The following is an 18,770-nucleotide window of genomic DNA, read 5'->3' on the forward strand; positions in this document are numbered from 1 at the left end:
GGTCGGTTATCAGCACGGCACCACCGGGGGCGTCGTCGTGGTGGGCCGCCCGCGCCCCGTCGCGGACGCGGGGCCGTATCGTCTGGGTCGCCCGGGCGCCCGAGACCCCACCGGCGGCGAGCGCCTCGTACAGCGACGTCGTGGTGAAGTCCACCTCGCGCAGACCGGCCGCGTGTGACGCGCGTACCCACGAGACCTGGTGCACGGCGCGGCGGCCGGCGAACGCGCGCACCCGCTCCAGCCGCAGCCCGGAGTCGGTCGCGCCGGCCCGCAGCGCCCCGGCGATCCGCGCCGGCAGCCGGCGCACCGCCCGGCCGACGACGGTGGTACGCACCTCGTGGCCCTGATCCCGCAGGTCGTCGGCGAAGCTGCGCAGCGAGCCCAGCCGGTACGCCAGGTGCGGCGGGGCGACGAAGGTGCCCCGGCCGGGTTGCTGCTCGATCAGCCCCTCGTCGCTGAGCTGCCGCAACGCCTGCCGCAGCGTCATCAGCGTGACGCCGTAGGCGGCGCTGAGATCGCGTTGGGAGGGCAACGCCTCGCCGGGTCGGTAGTCCCCGGCGCGGATCCTGGCGGCGAGGTCGGCGGCGATGGTGCGGTACCGCGCCGTGGGCGCGTCCTGCCCGGTAACCATGCCGCCGCCCGCCCCCTAACCTCCGGCGTCCGCCGTTGTCCGTGCCGGCACGCCGTCCAGCGCCGCGCGCAGTGACCGGACGAATCCGGCGGTCGACGCCGGGTCCGCACCGTCGAGCAGGCGTCGCATCAGCGCCGCGCCGACGATCACACCGTCGGCGTCCCGCGCCGCGGCAGCCGCCTGCGCCGGTGTCGAGATGCCGAATCCCAAGAATACGGGCCGGTCCGTGACGCCCCGCAGGCGCCGCGCCAGCGCGGCGGCCGAGGCGGCGAGGTGCTCCCGTTCGCCGGTGATTCCCATCAGGGAGACCGCGTAGACGAAACCACGGCTACGCTCGGCGATCTCCCGCAGCCGGCGGGTGGGTGTGGCCGGTGACGCCAGCAGCGCGAGGTCGACGTTCGCGGCCCGGGCGGCCCCGCTCGTCGCCCCGGCCTCCTCCAGCGGCAGGTCGGGCACGATCAGGCCCTGGACGCCCGCCTCGGCGAGGGACCGGCAGAACCGGCCCGCGCCGCGCCGCAGTGCCAGGTTGGCGTACGTGCTGACGACGACCGGCACCTCGACCCGAATCCTGGACAGGTCGGAGAGGATGCCGTCGGTGGTGGCGCCCCGGGCCAGCGCGGCGTCGGACGCCTCCTGGATGGTGACGCCGTCGAGGGTGGGATCGGAGAAGGGGATGCCGACCTCGATCGCGTCGGCCCCGGCGTCGGCGATCGCGCGCAGGTGGTCGGTCCAGTCCGGGGTGACTCCCCCGGTGAGGTACGGCATGAGCAGCTTGCGTCCACGGTCGCGCCGCAGCCGGGTCTCCAGCGTGATCACCGCGCCTCCTCGTCGCCCAGGTACCTGGTCAGGGTCGCGATGTCCTTGTCGCCGCGGCCGGAGAGCGTGACGAGCACGCTGCTGCCGGTGGGTAGCTCGGTGGTGCCGGCGGCCCGGACGACCCAGGCGAGCGCGTGCGCGGACTCGATCGCCGGGACGATGCCCTCGGCGCGGGCCAACCGGACCGCCGCCGCCAGTGCCTCCTCGTCGGTGGCCGTGACGTACTCGGCCCGGCCGAGATCGCGCAGGTGGGCATGCTCCGGACCGACTCCCGGGTAGTCCAGGCCCGCCGCGACGGACCGCGCCTCCCGGATCTGGCCCTGCTCGTCCTGGAGGAACAGCGACTGGAATCCGTGCAGGACGCCGACCTCACCCAGCGCCGCGCCGGCACCGCCCGCCGCCTCGACCCCCACCAGTCGGGCTGGCGTGTCCACGAAGCCGGCGAAGGTGCCGGCGGCGTTGGAGCCACCACCGACGCAGGCGACGACCTGATCCGGTGTGCCGGCCGACAACTGCTCGGCGCACTGGTGTCGGGCCTCCTGGCCGATGACCGCCTGCAGCTCGCGCACCAGCCACGGGTACGGGTGCGGCCCGATCACCGAGCCCACGCAGTAGTAGGCGTCCTCGGTGACGCTCACCCAGTGGCGCATCGCCTCGCTTGTCGCGTCCTTGAGGGTCCGGCTGCCCGAACGCACCGGCACGACCTGTGCGCCGAGCAGCCGCATCCGGAACACGTTGTGCGCCTGCCGCTCGACGTCGCGCTCGCCCATGAAGACCGTCACCGGCAGGCCCAGCAGGGCACCGGCGGTGGCGGTGGCGACGCCGTGCATGCCCGCGCCGGTCTCGGCGACCAGTCGCCGCTTGCCCATCCGGCGCGCCAGCAACGCCTGGCCCAGCACATTATTGATCTTGTGAGAGCCGGTGTGTGCCAGGTCCTCGCGCTTGAGCAGCACCGTCACGCCGAGTTCGGCGGACAGTCGCAGGGCCGGGGTCAGCGGGGTCGGTCGGCCCGCGTACCTCGACAGCAGCCACGCCAGGTCACCCCGGAAGCCCGGATCCGCCCACGCCTCGGCGAAGGCCGCCTCGACCTCCTCGCAGGCGGGGATCAGCGGCTCGGGCACGAACCGGCCACCGTGGCGCCCGAACCGACCGCCCACGGGCGCGGCGGTCGGGTCACGCAGGACCAGAGCTTCCATGACAGCTCCCAACTGTTCTATAACTGTTGCCATGAGTTATAGAACAGTGCCGCCGGGGTGCGCAAGGGATTCCGCCGACACGCCCACCCCGCCCGACCGGACCGGCACGGCGCTAGGACAGGTGTGCTAACTCGCTGCTAGGCTGCGGGCATGTCGCAGACCGCGTACCAGCCGTCGATGCTGGAGGTCACCGACGCGGCGCCCACCCTCGGTCCGCTGGCCGGGCAGCCGCGCCGGCACCCGCTGAGCCGGGGCGCCTGGGTCGATCACCTGCCCGGCTGGGTGCACGGCTCCGACCAGGTGCTCGACGTGCTGCTACGCGAGGTGCCGTGGCGGGCCGAGCGACGCACCATGTACGACACCGAGGTCGACGTCCCCCGGCTGCTCAGTTGGTACGGTGCCGGCCGACCACTACCGCACCCGGTGCTCACCGCCGCCCGCGCGGCACTGACCCGCCACTACGCCGACGAACTCGGTGAGCCCTTCGTCACCGCCGGCATGTGTCTCTACCGCGACGGCCGGGACAGCGTCGCCTGGCACGGCGACACCCAGGGGCGCTCCGCCCACACCGACACCCTGGTCGCCATCGTCTCCTTCGGCTCGCCCCGCCAACTGCTGCTGCGCCCCCGCGGCGGCGGCACCAGCCTGCGTTTTCCGCTCGGTCACGGTGACCTGGTGGTGATGGGCGGCTCCTGTCAGCGCACCTGGGAACACGCGATACCCAAGACCGCCCGCCCGGTCGGCCCCCGGGTCAGCGTCCAGTTCCGCCCGGCCGGCGTCGCCTGAGCGACCCCGCAGCCGCTGCACCGTCCTGAGCACGGGTGAGCCCGCTCCCGACGGGGAACGGGCTCACCCTCAGCGACCTGACTGGCGCGTTCCGCTCAGACCGCGCGCTCTAGAACTGCGCGAAGAAGCGCCACACCTCGCCCTTGGTCCAGGTCCTGGCACCGCTGTCGCCGCCGCCGTCGACCGGACCGGGGGTGTGACCGCCGTCGAACGCGGCCCACTGCACGGGATAGCCGGCGCGGCATCCCGAGTAGACGGTGGTGATGTGCGTCCGGCTGCCCGCCGCCGGCTCCGGCGGGTTCTGCGGGGTGCAGCCGTTGTTGCGGACGAACCTGTCCCGCAACGACCGCCCGCTGGCGATGTTGTCGGAGATGCCGTGGATGCCGAAGTACGCGATCGGCTCGGTGCCACCGCTGCACCCGCTCAACTCCCGGGGAGCGCCGTAGACCGCGACGGCCCGGAAGACGCCGGCGCGGGCACAGGCGAGGGCGTAGCTCATCGCCCCGCCGTAGCTGAACCCGAGGGCGAAGCGCTGCGACGTGTTGACGCACAGGTCGCTCTCGATCCGGCGGATCATGTCGTCGACGAAGGTGACGTCCTCGCCGCCGGAGTTGGCCCAGCCGTTACCGATGCCCTGCGGGGCGACCAGGATCGCGCTGTTGTTCGACTGCTCCTGCTGCCCGTAGTAGGCCCAGGCCGCCCCGTCGGCTCCACCGTAGGCGACATCGCCGGCGGTGCCGCCCCACCAGTGGAACGCGAACATCAACCGGTAGCGGGTGTTGCTGTTGTAGTTGGCGGGCAGCCGCAGGATGAAGCTGCGACTCTGGCCGCCGCTCTGGATGGTGTGCGTACCGTTGCCCAACGTCGGCGTCCGGCCGCACCCCGCGCCCGGCTCACCGGTGGGTGGTGGCGACGTGGGGCCGCCCCCGTCGACCCGGGCCAGCTGCCACTGCTGGTTGGCGCCGTTCCAGTCGGCGTACTGCACGATGTTCGCGCCATCCGCGGTGGCGGCACCCTGCACCTCGACGACCTTGTTGCTGTGCCGGCTGACCAACCGCACGTGACCGCCGTCCGAGTCGGCCAACCGGAACTGCTGGTTGGTGCCGTTGTGATCCGACCACTGCACGATCGCGGCACCGTCCGCGGTCGACGCGTTCGACACGTCCAGCACCTTGCCCGAGTGCCGCGACTTCAACCGGTAGTAACCACCACCGGAATCCACGAACTGCCACTGCTGATTCGCACCGTTGTTGCGGGTCCACTGGCTGATCCGCGCACCGTCGCTGGTCGCCAGACCGTACACGTCCAACGCCTTGCCACTGTTGCGGTTCACCAACACGTACCAGGCGTTGGGGTCCACGGTCGCCGCCGCCGCGGGCGCGGCGTTGACCGCGACGAGGCTGCCGGCCACCAGGACCGCCGCACCGACCGCCGCCACGACCGACCGCCGTCGACGCCCGGGAGGAGAGGCGGGACGAACCTCACCATTCATTGATCCACTCCTTCGACTAGGACCACGCGCGGTCGGGAGGGGACGCGCGTTGTCGCAGGCACCGACGTTGTGGATGGTGGTGTCGACACGTCGGGCCGCCAGCGAGCAAGCCCCAACGTATCGTCGTAATACGTCATACGTCAATGACGGACGTCGATGGATCGCGGCGTGCCGAACGGTCACGTCCGGCACGCCGGGTGCGGAACAGGCAGCTACTCGCGGTCGATCTGGTGACCCACCACGGCGGGGCCGAGCATGACGGCGAAACCGGAGCCGTCGCGGCGCGGGTCGGCCGCCGGCAGCTCCACCGCCTCACCGTTGGCCGTCGAGCCGACCGGCCGGGGACCGACCCAACCGACCACCACGTCGGTCTCACCCTTGAGGAACCGATGGGCACGCACCCCGCCGGTCGCCCGCCCCTTCGCCGGGTACGCCGACAGCGGCGTCACCTTGACCGTCGCACCGGTCGAGGTGACCACCATCGGCTCACCGTGCTCCGGATCGTCGGTGCGGACCGCGCCGAAGAACACCACCCGCGCCCCGGACGGCAGAGCGATCCCGGCCATCCCGCCGCCCTTGAGCCCCTGCGGGCGGATCGTCCCGGCGGCGAACCGGAGCAGCGCGGCCGCGCTGGTCAGGAAGGCGAGCGTCTCGGCACCGTCGACCAGCCAGGTCGCCCCGACCACCTCGTCGCCGTCGCGCAGCCCGATCACCTCGAACTCGTCGGACCGCACCGGCCAGTCCGGGGCACAGATTTTCACCACACCCTGCCGGGTACCGAGCGCCAGACCCGGCGAACCCTGAGCGGCAGCGCCGAGCGGCGCCAGGCCGACCACGGTCTCCCCCGGCTCCAGCGGCACCAGCTCGGCGGCGGACATGCCGCCGCGCAACGACACCGTGCCGGCCTGCTCCGGCAACACCGGCAGCGGCAGCACGTCCACCTTGAACGCCCGGCCGGCACTGGTCACCAGCAGCACCCGCCCCCGGGCGGTGGAGTGCACCACGGCGCGTACCGCGTCGTGCTTGACCCGGCCGTGCCGGCGGCGCCCCTCGGCGGCCTCCTCCGACTCGGCCGCGGTGCGGGCCACCAACCCGGTGGCCGACAGGATCACCTGGCACGGGTCGTCGGCCACCTCCAGCGGCCCGGCCGGCGCGGACGCGGCCAGCACCTCCTTGAGGTCGCCGTCGACGAGCGTCGTCCGCCGGGGCACGGCGAACTGCTTGACCACGGCGGCCAACTCGTCCGAGACGACCTTCTTGAGCACGTTCTCGTCGTCGAGGATGGTCGACAACTCGGCGATCTCGGCGCGCAGCTTCTGCTGCTCGGCCTCCAGCTCCAGCCGGTCGTACCTGGTCAGCCGGCGCAGCGGAGTGTCCAGGATGTAGTTCGCCTGGATCTCGGAGAGCTTGAACTGGCGCATCAGGCCGCTGCGGGCCGCCTGGGCGTCCTCGCTGCCCCGGATCAGCTTCACCACCTTGTCGATGTCGAGCAGGGCGATCAGCAGACCGTCGACCAGGTGCAGCCGCTCCTCCCGCTTGCGCTTGCGGTACGCGCTGCGCCGGGTCACCACCTCGTAGCGGTGGGCCAGGAACACCTCCAGCAGCTCCTTGAGCCCCAGGGTGCGCGGCTGCCCGTCGACGAGCACCAGGTTGTTGACGCCGAAGGACTGCTCCAGCGGGGTCAACCGGTAGAGGTCGGCGAGCAGGGCCTGCGGGTTCACGCCGACCTTGCACTCGATGACAAGCCGGGTGCCGCTCTCCCGGTCGGTGAGGTCCTTGACGTCGGCGATCCCGGTCAGCCGCTTGGTCTTGGTCACCTCGTTGGTGATGGCCGCGATGACCTTCTCCGCGCCGATGCCGTACGGCAACTCGACAACCGTGATGGCCTGCCGCCCCCGACTGCCCTCCAGCGGCCCGATCTCCACCTTGCCGCGCATCCGCACCACGCCCCGGCCGGTCTCGTACGCCCGGCGCACCTCGTCCAGGCCGAGCAGCATGCCGCCGGTGGGCAGGTCGGGACCGGGCACGAACTCCATCAGCTTGTCGAGGGTGGCGTTCGGGTGCCGGATCAGCCACCGGGCCGCCGCGACGACCTCGCCCAGGTTGTGCGGGATCATGTTCGTCGCCATCCCGACCGCGATCCCGGCGGCACCGTTGACCAGCAGGTTCGGGAAGGCCGCCGGCAGCACCGTGGGCTGGGTCAGCGAGCCGTCGTAGTTGGGCTCGACGTCGACGGTGTCCTCGCCCAGCTCACCGACGAGCAGCATCGCCTCCCGCGACATCCGAGCCTCGGTGTACCTCGCCGCTGCCGGCCCATCGTCCGGGCTGCCAAAATTCCCGTGCCCGTCGATGAGCGGCGCGTTCAGTGAGAAGTCCTGCGCCAGCCGGACCATCGCGTCGTAGATCGCGCCGTCGCCGTGCGGATGGTACTTGCCCATCGCGTCCCCGACGATCCGGGCGGACTTCACATGCGCCCGGTCCGGGCGGTGGCCCTGCTCGTACATCGACCAGAGGATGCGGCGGTGCACCGGCTTGAGGCCGTCACGGGCGTCGGGCAGGGCCCGGGAGTGGATGACCGAGAAGGCGTACTCCAGGTAGGAGTCGGACACCTCGGTGGTCAGCGGGTTGTCGATGATCCGCGCGCCGGCCAGGTCGAACGCGGAATGGTCGACCTTCATCTCCTTGCGGCGTGCCATGGCTCAGCTTTCCTTCCGAGAGACCCGATGGTCAGGCGTCGATGGCGGCACGGTCGACCCGATCGGCGGAGTCGATCAGCCAGTTGCGGCGCGGCTCGACCTTCTCCCCCATCAGCAGTTCGAGGATCCGCTCGGCGGCGTCGACGTCGTCCAGGGTGATCCGGCGTACCGCGCGGGTGGCCGGGTTCATGGTCGTCTCCCACAACTCTTCGGCGTCCATCTCGCCGAGGCCCTTGAACCGGGGCACCGGGGTGACGATCTGCTTGCCGGCCTTCTCGAACCGGCGCACCGTCGCCTCCATCTCCGCCTGCGTGTAGGTGTAGACGGTCTCCGGGTTACGCCCCCTGGTCGTGATCTTGTGCAGCGGTGGCATGGCGGCGTAGAGCCGGCCCGCCTCGATCAACGGCCGCATGTACCGGGCGAAGAGGGTGATCAGCAGCGTCCGGATGTGCGCGCCGTCGACATCGGCGTCGGCCATGATCAGCACCCGCCCGTAGCGCAGCGCCGACAGGTCGAAGGTGCGCCCCGAGCCAGCGCCGAGCACCTGCACGATCGCCGCGCACTCGGCGTTGTCGAGCACCTGCTGAAGGCTGGCCTTCTGCACGTTGAGGATCTTGCCGCGGATCGGCAGCAGCGCCTGATATTCCGCGGAACGGGCAAGTCGACCCGTCCCGAGGGCGGAGTCCCCTTCCACGATGAACAGCTCACTCCGCTCGATGCCCGAGGCGCGGCAGTCGACGAGTTTGGCGGGCATGGCCGCGCCTTCGAGGGCGGTCTTGCGGCGGGCCGCGTCCTTCTGCTGCTTCTGGGTGAGGCGCACCCGGGACGCGTCGACGATCTTCTGCAGGACCGTACGCGCCTCGGTGCGGGTCCTGCGGTCGTCCAGCCAGGACTTGACGTGCTGCTCCACCAGAGCCTGCACGACCTTGGTGATGCCGGCGGTGGAGAGCTCGTCCTTGGTCTGCGAGGTGAACTGCGGCTCGGGCACCCGGACGTGCACCACCGCCGTCATCCCCTCCAGCACGTCGTCCAGCGTGGGCGCGTCCTCCTTGGCCTTGAGCAGACCCCGGGTGGTGCGTACGGCGTCGGCGAGGGTACGCGCCAACGCCCGCTCGAAGCCCTTGCGGTGGGTGCCGCCGTGGGCGTTGCGGATGGTGTTGGTGAAGCACTCGACCGTGCGTTCGTAGCCGGTGCCCCAGCGGAAGGCGATCTCGACCTCGGCCCGGCGCTGCACGTTCGACTGCATGACGCCGTTGGCGTCGGCGGCGTTCTCCCGGTACGTCCCGTCGCCGGTGACCAGCAGGGTGCCGGAGACGGGCCGATCGCCGGCCGGTGCGAGGAACTCCACCATGTCGGTGAGGCCGTTGGGGTAGTGGAAGCGCTCCTCGGTGGGCTCCCCCGTGGTGCGGTCGTGCAGGGTGTAGCCGACGCCGGGGACCAGGAACGCGGTGTGGCGCAGCTTGGCCCGCACGGCGTCGTGGTCGAGGGTGGCGCCGGTCTCGAAGTAGCGGGGGTCGTGCCAGTAGCGGATCGAGGTGCCGGTGCGGCGGCCGCGCTTCATGGCGCCGACGACCTGGAGCCCGGGGCCGGGGGTGAACGGCGCGTCGGGGCCGTCGCCGTCGAAGACGCCGGGCACCCCGTGCCGGAACGACATGGCGTGCACCTTGCCGCCCCGGCGCACGGTGACGTCGAAGCGGCGGGACAGCGCGTTGACCGCCGAGGCACCCACGCCGTGCAGGCCGCCGGAGGTCTTGTAGCCGGAGCCACCGAACTTGCCGCCGGCGTGCAGGCGGGTGAGCACCAACTCGACGCCGGAGATGCCGGAGCGGGCGTGCACGTCGGTGGGGATGCCCCGGCCGTCGTCGTCGACCTGCACCGACCCGTCGGCGTGCAGGATGACCTCGACGCTCGTGGCGTGGCCGGCGACGCCCTCGTCGGTCGAGTTGTCGAGGATCTCGTTGACGAGGTGACCCACGCCACGGCTGTCGGTGGAGCCGATGTACATGCCGGGCCGCTTGCGGACGGCGTCCAGCCCCTCGAGGTGCGTGAGGTCGTCGGCCCCATACAGGGTGTCAGGCTCTGCGGTCAACTGGTCGTACTCCCCGGTCTCGGCGATGTGCTCCCCCGCGCCGTCGGCGGTCGGCCCGGCGCGGGCACGCCGCAGCGAGCGTAGCCGCACGCCCCGACAACCTGTGCGGACACCCGCCCGGCACGCCGTGGGCCGCTGCTGGCGGACCTGCTGCGGTCAACGCCCCGGCTGCCGGCCTTATGCCCGGCGGCGCACTCGGCACCGGCCGCGCGAGGGCATCCCTGACCCCGCTGGACCCACCTGTCACGGATGTTTCCCACTGTTGACGTTCGTCACACCCGCGTGATCTCATCACCGCACCAGAGGATCTTTCACATTTCTATGAACGGATGGGGATGCCGATGTCCGCGTTGCGTCGTACCGCCGCCGCGATGGCCCTGGCCGTCACCGCGGCGACTCTCTCCACCGCCGTCGCGGTCCCCACCGCCTCGGCCGCACCACCCACCGCGGCGGTGGCCCTCGGCGACAGCTTCATCAGCGGCGAGGGCGCCGGCTCCTACCAGCCGGTGGTCGACGTGACCGGCGTGGCGCGAGATTTCCCGGGCTGGACAGCGCCCAACAGCAACGCCTTCTTCTGCCACCGCTCGGCCAACGCCTCGCTGCACAAGGCGACGCTGCCCGGCATCCAGGACCGGTTCAACCTGGCCTGCTCCGGCGGGCAGCCGCACGACATCGCCGCCGCCTCGTCGGCGCGGACGAGCGGCCGGCAGGTCGCCGCCCAGCTCGACCAGCTCCGCGCGGTCGCCCAGACCCATGACATCGACCTGGTGCTGATCGGGCTCGGCTCGAACAACAGCTCGTTCACCTTCGGCGGGGTCGCCGAGAAGTGCGCCAACCGGTTCATCGCCGACGCCTGGACCGGCTGGTGGGAGTTCTGGGCGTACCTGAACGGTCCGGTGGAGCAGAAGCCGTGCAGCGACGCCGACCTGGCCACCGCCGCTCAGATCACCGCGGCGACCGCGGAGACCACCGCGGCGGTACGCCAGATCCTGACCACGCTGCGCGAGGTGGACGCCGACGGTCAGCACCGGGTGGTGCTGCAGGACTACACCAACCCGCTGCCGCTGGACCTGGCCCCCACCTACCACTCCGAGGACAACCGGGACGACACCCGGGACAAGTTCCGCGCGCTGGGTGCCGAGCGGTACGCGGCCGGCTGCCCGATCCACCGGGCCAGCCTCGCTCCCGGTCACCGGTTCTCGCAGGGCCTCGGGACCATCGTGCGGTCCACCCGGGACACCCTGGCCGCCGAGTTCGCCGGTGCCGACCTGGTCTACCTCAACGTGCAGCGCGCCTTCGACGGCGCCCGGCTCTGCGAAAACCCGAGCAGCCCGACCGGCACCCTGGCCACCCCGATCCGGTTGATGGACAACCCGCCGAACGGGACCTTCGTGACCAGCCTCTCCGGCAAGGACAAGATCGCCATCCAGCGGATCGCCAACACCTGTGTGAGCTACTTCCAGACCTGCCAGGAGTCGTGGCACCCGAACGCCGCCGGGCACCAGGTGCTGGGCCAGTGCCTCTCCGGCGCGGCCAGCACCGCGGCCCGCTCGGTGGCCTGCGTACGCTCCGCGAACGGCACGATCGGCGTGTCCTGACCGCTCCCGGGTCGGGCAGTGGGGTGCCCCGGAATCCGGCCGGATTCCGGGGCACCCGTCGCTGCGGTGCGGTCCCGGCGGGGGGAGCCCCCCGCCGCTACCTACCCGCCGGTAACATGTTGCCGTGAACGTGATCGAGTACCAGCAGGAGTTCGTCCAGGTCGACGGTGCCCGGCTCGGCATCCAGATCTATCCGGAGCCCGTCGGGGTGGTCGACGCTCCGGTGGTGCTGATCGCGCCGGCGATGGGGGTACCGGCCCGCTACTACCGGCCCTTCGCCGCCGCGCTGCGCGCCGCCGGGCTCGCCGTGGTCGTGGCGGACCTGCGCGGCACCGGCGAGAGCACTCCCCGGCCGAGCCGGACCTGCCGGTACGGCTACGCCGAACTGGCCGCCGACATCGGGGCGGTACGCACGGCGCTCAAGCCCCGGTTGGACGGCCACCGGACCCTGCTGCTGGGGCACTCCCTCGGCGGCCAGGCCGCCGTGCTGCACCTGGCCCTGCATGGAGAGCACGAGGTGGACGGGCTGGCGCTGATCGCGGTCGGCATCCCCTACTGGCGTGACTTCACCGGCGCTCGGCGGTACGGGTTGCTGCCGGTGACCCAGGGGATCGCCGCCACGGCCCGGTTGCTCGGGGTCTGGCCCGGGTGGGGCTTCGGTGGCCGGCAGGCGCGCGGGGTGATCCGGGACTGGGCGCACACCGCCCGCACCGGCGACTTCCCCGAGGTGGACGGGGTGGACGCCGAGGCGGCGGTACGCCGGATCCGTACCCCGGTGCTGGCGATCAGCGTCGACGACGACCAGTACACCCCCCATCCCACCCTGGACCGGCTCTGCGCCAAGCTGACCTCGGCTCCCGTCGACCGTGAACGCTACGGCGCGCCGGGCACCAACCTGGACCACTTCACCTGGGTACGCGCCAGCGGGCCGCTGGCCGCGCGGGTGGCCGACTTCGTCGCCACCCTGCCCGCACGCTGACCCCACCGGCGGGCGACCGTCGCGGACACGTGTCCCCAGGTCACGGCGATTAGCCCGGCCGAAGGCGGGTAAGCCGCTGCGCCCGACACGGTGGAAGGGGACCAGATGTCTGACAGCCACACCGCACTACGTTCCATGCACGACCTGGGCCTGGCGGCCTGGTTCGGCGGCAGCCTGATGGGTGCCTTCGGCGTGAACGGCGCCGCGGCCCGGATCGGCGACTCGACCCAACGACTCTCGGTGGCGTCGACCGGTTGGAACCGGTGGACGCCGGTCAACGCGGCGGCCATCGGCGCTCACCTGGCCGGCGCGGTCGGCGAACTGGTGACCGAGAGCCCGCGGATGGCCGCCCAGGCCGGGGTCGGCCGGGCCAGCACGGTGAAGACCGCGTTGACCGTCGGCGCCCTGGCGGTGACCGGGTACAGCCGGCTGCTCGGCATGCGGTTGGCCAAGGCCGGCCAGCCGTCGGTCGAGGGGGTCACCGAGCCGAACGGGCAGACGCCGTCGAACGTGGCATCCTGCCAACGCCAGTTGAAGGCGCTGCAATGGGCGATCCCGGCGCTGACCGGCGCCCTGATCGTGGTCACCGCCTACATGGGTGAGCAGCAGAAGCCCGGGCAGGTGCTGCGCGGCATGCTCGGCCGCGTGGGTGGCCTGGGGCACGCGTCGAAGACGATGGGCAAGGGCGCCGGCGGGATGGCGGCGGCCAGAGCGATCCGGCAGATGGCGATGTCCGGCCGCTGACGGCGGCGGGCACGACCGCCAGTGCACCCATGTGCCGGGTGTCGGTCTCGCGTGGACCGGCGGCCGCGCACCGATCAGCGAGGTGGCCATGACGGACCGGGACAGGCAGGACCGGGCACCCGAGGGGGTCGCCCCCTGGGGGACCACCGACGGTTTCGACGGGGATCCGCCGTGGGGTGCCGGCGCGGACTCCCCGATGGATGAGGGCAGCGAGGAGACCGCCGTGCCCGAGGGACGACGCGGTGAACGACGCGCGGCCGGCACGTCCGCCGGTGACCCGACGGACCGGCCCGCCGGGCGGCACGGGTTCGGCTCGGTGGAACCGAGCCGTACGCCGGTGGCCGGGCCCGGGGCGCCGCCGGACCCGGCGCCCTCGCGGCGTAGCTTCCCCGACGACTCCGCCGACGGGGACCTACCGGACAACGCGCTGGAGGAGGCGACCGGGATGCACCCGGAGGGCACCTGGCGCGGGTGAGCGCCACCGCGACGTCCGGTCAGGACGGTACGGCCCGCCGGTCCGCCCCGTCGAGCAGACCGACCAGCCGCTCCGCGTCGCGTTGGGCCTGACCCGCACAGCAGTTGTTGAACAGCACGTGCAACTCGTCGGCCTGCCCGGCGAGGTCGATCAGCAGCTCGGACCAGCGGCGCAGTTCCTCGTCGCCGTAGGCGTACCGGAACCGGTCCTCCTTGTCGCCGCTGGTCCAGGCGCTGCTGTGGCCGTGGAACCGGATCATCGCCAGGTCGGCGGTGGCGACCGGGATCGGCGGGACCGAGTCCGGATGGCCCTGCGGCATGTCCACGCAGCAGAAGGTGAGCCGCTGCTCGCGCAGGAAGGCCAGCGTCTCCAGCGCCGCCGCCCCGTCGAACCAGGAGGCGTGCCGCAGCTCGACGGCGACCCGCCACGGCCGGCACCGCGAGGCCAGCTCCGCGATCCGTCGGCGAGCCGCATCGCCGCGGGCCAGCCACGGCGGGAACTGCAACAGCACCGCGCCGAGCCGGTCGGCCGCCGCGATCGGTGCCAGCGCCGCCCGGAACCGGTTCCACAACTCGTCGTACGCGACCGTCGGCAGGTCACGTCGCCGGATCCGGGCCGGACCGCCGGCCGGGCGGAGGTCGGCGGGCAGGGTGGCCACCGGGGTCGGGTGGCCGGTGAAGAGGCTGAACGCCTTGACGTTGAAGGTGAACCCGTCGGGGGTGGCGTCGACCCAGCCCTGCGCGGTCTCCGGTGCGGGCACCGCGTAGTACGACGTGTCCACCTCGACCAGCCCGAACCGGTCCGCGTAGTGGCGCAGTCGACCGGCCGGGGTGTTGGCCTGGCGCGGGTACCAGCCGGAACGGACGAGCGTCCGGTCCGCCCACGAGGACGTGCCCACCTTGATGACACCCATGTAGTTCAGTGGACCGCCGAACGGGCCAGTCGGCAACCGCTGGGCGGTGACCGCCGGGCCGACCCGTTGGTAACGTGCCGCGATGACTCTGCGGCGTCGATCCGCGGCGGTGGTGCTGCTCCGCCTGGCGATCGTGACAAGTGTGCTGGCCGGTGTGGTGCTCACCGCGCTCGGTCCGGCCACGGTGACCGGGCTGTTGCCGTACTTCACCATCCAGAGCAACCTCGCGGTGGGCCTGGTCGCCGGGTACGCGATCTGGCGGGCCCGGCGGGGCCGGCCCGATCCGCCGGACGCAGTCCCCGCCGCGGTGACCCTCTACATCACCATCACCGCCGTGGTGTACCACCTGGTGCTGGCCAATCCGGCCAGCCCGTTCGCCATGCCGCAACCCGACCGGGCGCTCGGTGAGGCGTTCGGTAACCAGTTCCTGCACACCGTGGTGCCGTTGCTCGCCGTCGCCGAGTGGGCGCTGCTCGGCCGGCACGGGCGGCTGCGCCTGCGGCACGCGCTGTGGTGGTTGGTGTTCCCGCTGGGCTACCTGGGTTTCGCCCTGGTACGCGGGCTGGTGGTGCACCGCTACCCGTACCCATTCCTGGACGCGGGCGAGCTCGGCTATGCCGGGGTGGGCATCGTCTCGGCCTGCCTCGCCGTGGTGTTCTGGCTGCTCGGCGTGCTGCTCGTCGGCATCGACCGGACGCTGACCCGGCGCCGGCCGGAACCGCTCGACGTGGACGGTCGCGCCGTCATCGTGCCGTGAGCCGACCGGCCGACGTCCCGGCTAGCATGATCATGTGGTCGCCGCGTTGGAGCTGTACCTGGACACCGTCGCCACCCGGCGGATCCGCGTGCTGTGGGACGCCCTGGAGGCCGAGGGGGTGCAGAGCATGCGCTCCCTGCTGGAACAGCGGCACCGGCCCCACGTCTCGCTCGCGGTCGCGCCGCGCTTCGACCCGGAGCAGGTGACGGCGGCGCTCGCCGGCACCAGGGTGGCGGCACCGCTGCGGTTGTCGTTCCAGCATGCCGGCCAGTTCGTCGGTCGGGTGCTCTGGTTGGGCCCGGTACCCACCCCGGAACTACTGGCCCACCACCGGCGGGTGCACGATCTGCTCGTCGCGGGCGGGGTGCCGCTGGTGGAGCACTACCGGCCCGGCCGGTGGGTCCCCCACTGCACCCTGTCCATGCGCGTCCCCAACGCGCTGATGGCCCCCGCCGTCCGCCGCTGCCTCGAGGTGCTCCCGCTGGAAGCCACGGTGGTCGCCGCCGCCCTCACCGACCACGCCCGCAACATCTCCCATCCCCTCCCCTGACGGACGGATCAGGAGGAGTGGTTGTGGCGCCAGTAGCCCATGAAGGCCACCGCGCGACGGTCCAGGCCGCGTTCGGTGACCAGGTGCCGGCGGAGGGTACGGATTACTCCGGCCTCTCCGGCCAGCCAGGCGTAGAGCGGAGCCGTCGGGAGTACGTCGGGGACCTCCCAGAGGATCTCGTGGTCCTCGTCGACCTCGTCGACCAGTTCCGGGGCCGGGCCACCGCCGGTGACCGGGGTGCTGGCCAGCAGTTCGTCGGCGGCCGCGGCGACGGCGCGGACGAGCCGGCTGCCGTGTTCACCGGCACCCCGGGGCAGCCAGGTCACCTCGACACCGGGCGGCGTGACCAGCGACAGCGCGTCGCCGGCCTCGGGAACCTCCAGCAGCACCCGACCGCGCGCGTCCAGTGGCAGCCGCTCGCAGATGCCGCTGATGGCCGGCACCGCCGTCTCGTCCCCGGCCAGCAGCAGGCAACCGGTCGACGGGGGCCGGAACTCGACGCCGCCGTGGTCACCGCCGTACGCCGAGTCCGGTCCGACGATGGCGATCTCGTCACCGGGGCGGACCCGGCGGGCCCACCGGGTCGCCGGTCCACCGTCGCCGTGCAGCACCAGGTCGACGTCGACCTCGCCCAGGTACGGCCGGACCGCGCGCACGGTGTAGGTCCGGATCGGGTTGCGCTGGTGATCCGGCAGGGCCCGCCACCGCGCGTACCAGTCCGGCCCCTGCGGAAGGAGCACGCCGGCCTGGCCGGGCAGCGGCAACGCCAGCTTGATCCGCTGGTCGTAGCCGTTGTCGGCGAAGCGGTCCAGGTCGGGACCGGTGAAGGTGACCCGGACGAAGGACGGGCTGAGCCGACGTACCGCGCGGACCTCGACGGCGAACAGCCGCCACGGTGCGACGGGCAGAGTGTGGGTCATGATGCCTCTCCGGGTCGGGTCGGTGCGCTTACCGGGACGGGGTGGCGGCGCGGGACCGCCACAGCAGCCAGACGAAGTAGGGGGTGCCGATCATGGCGGTGACCAGCCCGGCGGGTATCTGAGCCGGAGCGATGACGGTGCGGCCGAGGGTGTCGGCGAGGCTGACCAGGGCCGCGCCGAGCAGCGCGGCGACCGGGAGCACCCGGGTGTGCCGGCCGCCGACGAGGGCCCGGGCCGCGTGCGGGGCGACCAGGCCGACGAAGCCGATCACACCGACGGCGGACACCGCCGTCGAGGTGAGCAGGGCCGCCGCGCCGAGCGCGATCAGTCGGGTGCGTTCCAGCCGGACGCCGAGCACCCGTGGGGTGTCGTCGTCGAGCGTCATCAGGTCCAGCTCGCGCCGGGCGGCGACCACGGCCGGCGTGAGCACCAGCAGGGCAATCACCACCGGCAGCACCTGCGTCGCGGTCCGCCCGTAGGTGGAACCGGAGAGCCAGGTGAGGGCCTTGCCGGTGTTCCAGGGGTCGAACGCGACGATCATGAAGGTGATCATGGCCATCCCGCCCTGCCAGGCACCGAAGCCGATCAGGACCAACCGGTCGGAGCTGAGACCACCGCGCCACGCCGCGCCGTACACCAGGGCGAAGGCCAGCATGGCACCGAGCCCGGCGACCCCGGAGACGGCCCAGACGCCGGCCAGCGGCACGAAGGTGAGCAGCGATACCGCGCCCAGTCCGGCCCCGGCGGTGATGCCGAGGATGCCGGGCTCGGCCAGCGGGTTTCGGCAGACCGCCTGCACGGTGGTGCCGGCGACCGCCAGGGCCGCGCCGGCCAGCATCGCCGCGGCGACGCGCGGCCACCGTTGGTCCAGCACGAAGGTGTACGCCGGCCCGGTGCTGCCGTTGATCCAGTTGACGATGTCGCCGAGCAGCAGCCAGGTGTCCCCGGCGAGCATGCCGAGCAGCACCGCCGCGACGGTGACCGTGGCGGCGACCGCCACCACGGTGCGGTGGAAGGCCGTGGAGCGGACGGCGGCGTGGCCGCCGGCGGGGCGGCGGGTGGGGCCGGCGTCGCGGTGCCGACGGGCCAGCCAGATGAGGATGCCCGCGCCGAACAGGGTGGTCACCACGCCGGTCGGGATGTCGACGCCGGCCTGGCCGCCCATCAGGGCTCGCAGCAGCACGTCGGAGCCGAGGACGATGATGACGCCGGCCATGCCGGACAGCGGCAGCAGGATCCGGTGCCGGTGGACACCGGGCACCAGCGGGCCGAGCAGCCGGACGATCACCGGCGCGCAGAGGCCGACGAAGCCGACCGGGCCGGTGAGGGTGACCGCCGCGGCGGACAGCAGCACCGCCAGCACGGTGACGACCAGCCGGGTACGGCGTACGTCGATGCCGAGCACGGTGGCGGTGTCGTCGCCGAGCGCGAGGATGTCGAGGCGGTGGCCGAAGAACATCAGCGTCGCCACGGCGGCCACGATCACGGGGGCGAGCTGGGTGAGGGTGTCCAGGTCGCTCTGCACCAGTGAACCGTTGCCCCAGGCGAACAGGCCGATGGTGGCCTGCTCGAACAGCAGGAGCAGCAGCATGGTCACCGAGCTGAGCGCCAGCGCGGTGGCCGAGCCGGCGAGGATCAGTCGGGTGGTGCCGGCCTGGCCGCCGGAGGACATCGCCATGACCAGGCCGGCGGCGGCGAGGCCCCCGCAGAAGGCCAGGCCACCGGCGGGCAGCGCGGGCAGCGCGATGCCGAACGCGGCCACCGAGACGATGGCCAGGTGGGCGCCGGCGTTGACGGCGAGGGTGTCCGGGGAGGCGAGCGGGTTGCGGGCGATCGACTGCAGCGCCGCGCCGGCGAAGCCGAGGGCGACACCGATGGTGAGTCCGGCGAGCAGCCGGGGCACCCGGGAGGCGACGAACACCCGGGCGGTCTCGTCGTCACCACCGGTCAGCAGGCGGAGCAGGTCGAGCGCGCCCACGGTGGAGGTGCCCTGGGTGAGGTGCACCGCCACGACCACCAGCAGCAGCGCGGTCGCCGCGAGGAAGATCCCGACGACGCGCGGAACCGAGGCGCGCCCGGCCGGAGCCGGCTGGACAGCCGGCTCCGGACGCGAGGGCGCGGACAGCAT

At 72.6% G+C, this 18,770-nt stretch carries 16 protein-coding genes; 7 read left to right on the plus strand and 9 right to left on the minus strand.

The annotated features are described in order from the left end of the window. The 3 genes from V5O40_RS22310 to trpB all read right to left on the minus strand — a co-directional run. Nucleotides 1-631, minus strand: a 631-nt coding sequence (locus tag V5O40_RS22310; protein WP_332907276.1) for a GntR family transcriptional regulator, incomplete at its 3' end; no start/stop codon positions are given. A gap of 15 nt (nucleotides 632-646) precedes the next feature. Next, the gene (gene trpA / locus V5O40_RS22315) at nucleotides 647-1,447 is read right to left on the minus strand and encodes a tryptophan synthase subunit alpha (protein WP_332907277.1); all 801 of its coding nucleotides are present in this window, start codon (nucleotides 1,445-1,447) and stop codon (nucleotides 647-649) included. Beyond that, a complete protein-coding gene (trpB, locus tag V5O40_RS22320; RefSeq protein WP_332907278.1) occupies nucleotides 1,444-2,643 on the minus strand; it encodes a tryptophan synthase subunit beta in 1,200 nt (399 codons plus the stop codon). The genes trpA and trpB overlap by 4 nt, the downstream gene beginning before the upstream one ends. 150 nt (nucleotides 2,644-2,793) lie before the next feature. Here trpB and V5O40_RS22325 point away from each other — a divergent pair, with 150 nt between their 5' ends. Further along, a complete protein-coding gene (locus tag V5O40_RS22325) occupies nucleotides 2,794-3,429 on the plus strand; it encodes an alpha-ketoglutarate-dependent dioxygenase AlkB (RefSeq protein WP_332907279.1) in 636 nt (211 codons plus the stop codon). A 109-nt stretch (nucleotides 3,430-3,538) separates the two neighbouring features. Here the strand turns inward: V5O40_RS22325 and V5O40_RS22330 are convergent, their stop codons facing one another. The 3 genes from V5O40_RS22330 to V5O40_RS22340 form a co-directional block, all read right to left on the minus strand. Beyond that, nucleotides 3,539-4,921 (minus strand): RICIN domain-containing protein, encoded by a 1,383-nt coding sequence (locus V5O40_RS22330; RefSeq protein ID WP_332907280.1) that lies wholly within the window; start codon nucleotides 4,919-4,921, stop codon nucleotides 3,539-3,541. Between the two features lie 212 nt (nucleotides 4,922-5,133). Beyond that, nucleotides 5,134-7,617 carry a DNA gyrase/topoisomerase IV subunit A gene (locus V5O40_RS22335; protein ID WP_332907281.1) on the minus strand — a complete coding sequence of 828 codons (2,484 nt, stop codon included), beginning with the start codon at nucleotides 7,615-7,617 and terminating at the stop codon, nucleotides 5,134-5,136. 31 nt (nucleotides 7,618-7,648) lie between these two features. Beyond that, the gene (locus tag V5O40_RS22340) at nucleotides 7,649-9,706 is read right to left on the minus strand and encodes a DNA gyrase/topoisomerase IV subunit B (protein WP_332907301.1); all 2,058 of its coding nucleotides are present in this window, start codon (nucleotides 9,704-9,706) and stop codon (nucleotides 7,649-7,651) included. A gap of 341 nt (nucleotides 9,707-10,047) precedes the next feature. Here V5O40_RS22340 and V5O40_RS22345 point away from each other — a divergent pair, with 341 nt between their 5' ends. The 4 genes from V5O40_RS22345 (at nucleotide 10,048) to V5O40_RS22360 (ending at nucleotide 13,502) form a co-directional block, all read left to right on the plus strand. Then, the gene (locus V5O40_RS22345; RefSeq protein ID WP_332907302.1) at nucleotides 10,048-11,304 is read left to right on the plus strand and encodes an SGNH/GDSL hydrolase family protein; all 1,257 of its coding nucleotides are present in this window, start codon (nucleotides 10,048-10,050) and stop codon (nucleotides 11,302-11,304) included. Between the two features lie 133 nt (nucleotides 11,305-11,437). Further along, entirely contained in the window at nucleotides 11,438-12,283 is an 846-nt protein-coding gene (locus V5O40_RS22350; protein ID WP_408631928.1) for an alpha/beta hydrolase family protein, read from the plus strand. Nucleotides 12,284-12,388: 105 nt separating this feature from the next. Further along, nucleotides 12,389-13,027, plus strand: a complete 639-nt coding sequence (locus tag V5O40_RS22355) for a hypothetical protein (protein WP_332907283.1) — start codon at nucleotides 12,389-12,391, stop codon at nucleotides 13,025-13,027. An 88-nt stretch (nucleotides 13,028-13,115) separates the two neighbouring features. Further along, nucleotides 13,116-13,502 (plus strand): hypothetical protein, encoded by a 387-nt coding sequence (locus V5O40_RS22360; protein ID WP_332907284.1) that lies wholly within the window; start codon nucleotides 13,116-13,118, stop codon nucleotides 13,500-13,502. Nucleotides 13,503-13,521: 19 nt separating this feature from the next. On the opposite strand, the gene V5O40_RS22365 is transcribed toward V5O40_RS22360, so the two are convergent. Next, nucleotides 13,522-14,415, minus strand: coding sequence for a DUF72 domain-containing protein (locus V5O40_RS22365; protein WP_332907285.1), 894 nt, complete (start codon nucleotides 14,413-14,415; stop codon nucleotides 13,522-13,524). Nucleotides 14,416-14,497: 82 nt separating this feature from the next. On the opposite strand from V5O40_RS22365, the gene V5O40_RS22370 reads away from it, so the two are divergent. Beyond that, nucleotides 14,498-15,172, plus strand: a complete 675-nt coding sequence (locus tag V5O40_RS22370; protein ID WP_332907286.1) for a Pr6Pr family membrane protein — start codon at nucleotides 14,498-14,500, stop codon at nucleotides 15,170-15,172. A 34-nt stretch (nucleotides 15,173-15,206) separates the two neighbouring features. Further along, nucleotides 15,207-15,722, plus strand: coding sequence for a 2'-5' RNA ligase family protein (locus tag V5O40_RS22375; RefSeq protein WP_332907287.1), 516 nt, complete (start codon nucleotides 15,207-15,209; stop codon nucleotides 15,720-15,722). Between the two features lie 8 nt (nucleotides 15,723-15,730). On the opposite strand, the gene V5O40_RS22380 is transcribed toward V5O40_RS22375, so the two are convergent. Continuing rightward, complete coding sequence (locus V5O40_RS22380; RefSeq protein WP_332907288.1) at nucleotides 15,731-16,642, minus strand: siderophore-interacting protein; 912 nt, start codon at nucleotides 16,640-16,642, stop codon at nucleotides 15,731-15,733. Nucleotides 16,643-16,670: 28 nt separating this feature from the next. Further along, entirely contained in the window at nucleotides 16,671-18,767 is a 2,097-nt protein-coding gene (locus V5O40_RS22385; protein WP_332907303.1) for an iron ABC transporter permease, read from the minus strand. Nucleotides 18,768-18,770: the final 3 nt, after the last annotated feature.

It is taken from the genome of Micromonospora palythoicola (assembly GCF_036689795.1).
Taxonomy (GTDB): Bacteria; Actinomycetota; Actinomycetes; order Mycobacteriales; family Micromonosporaceae; genus Micromonospora; species Micromonospora palythoicola.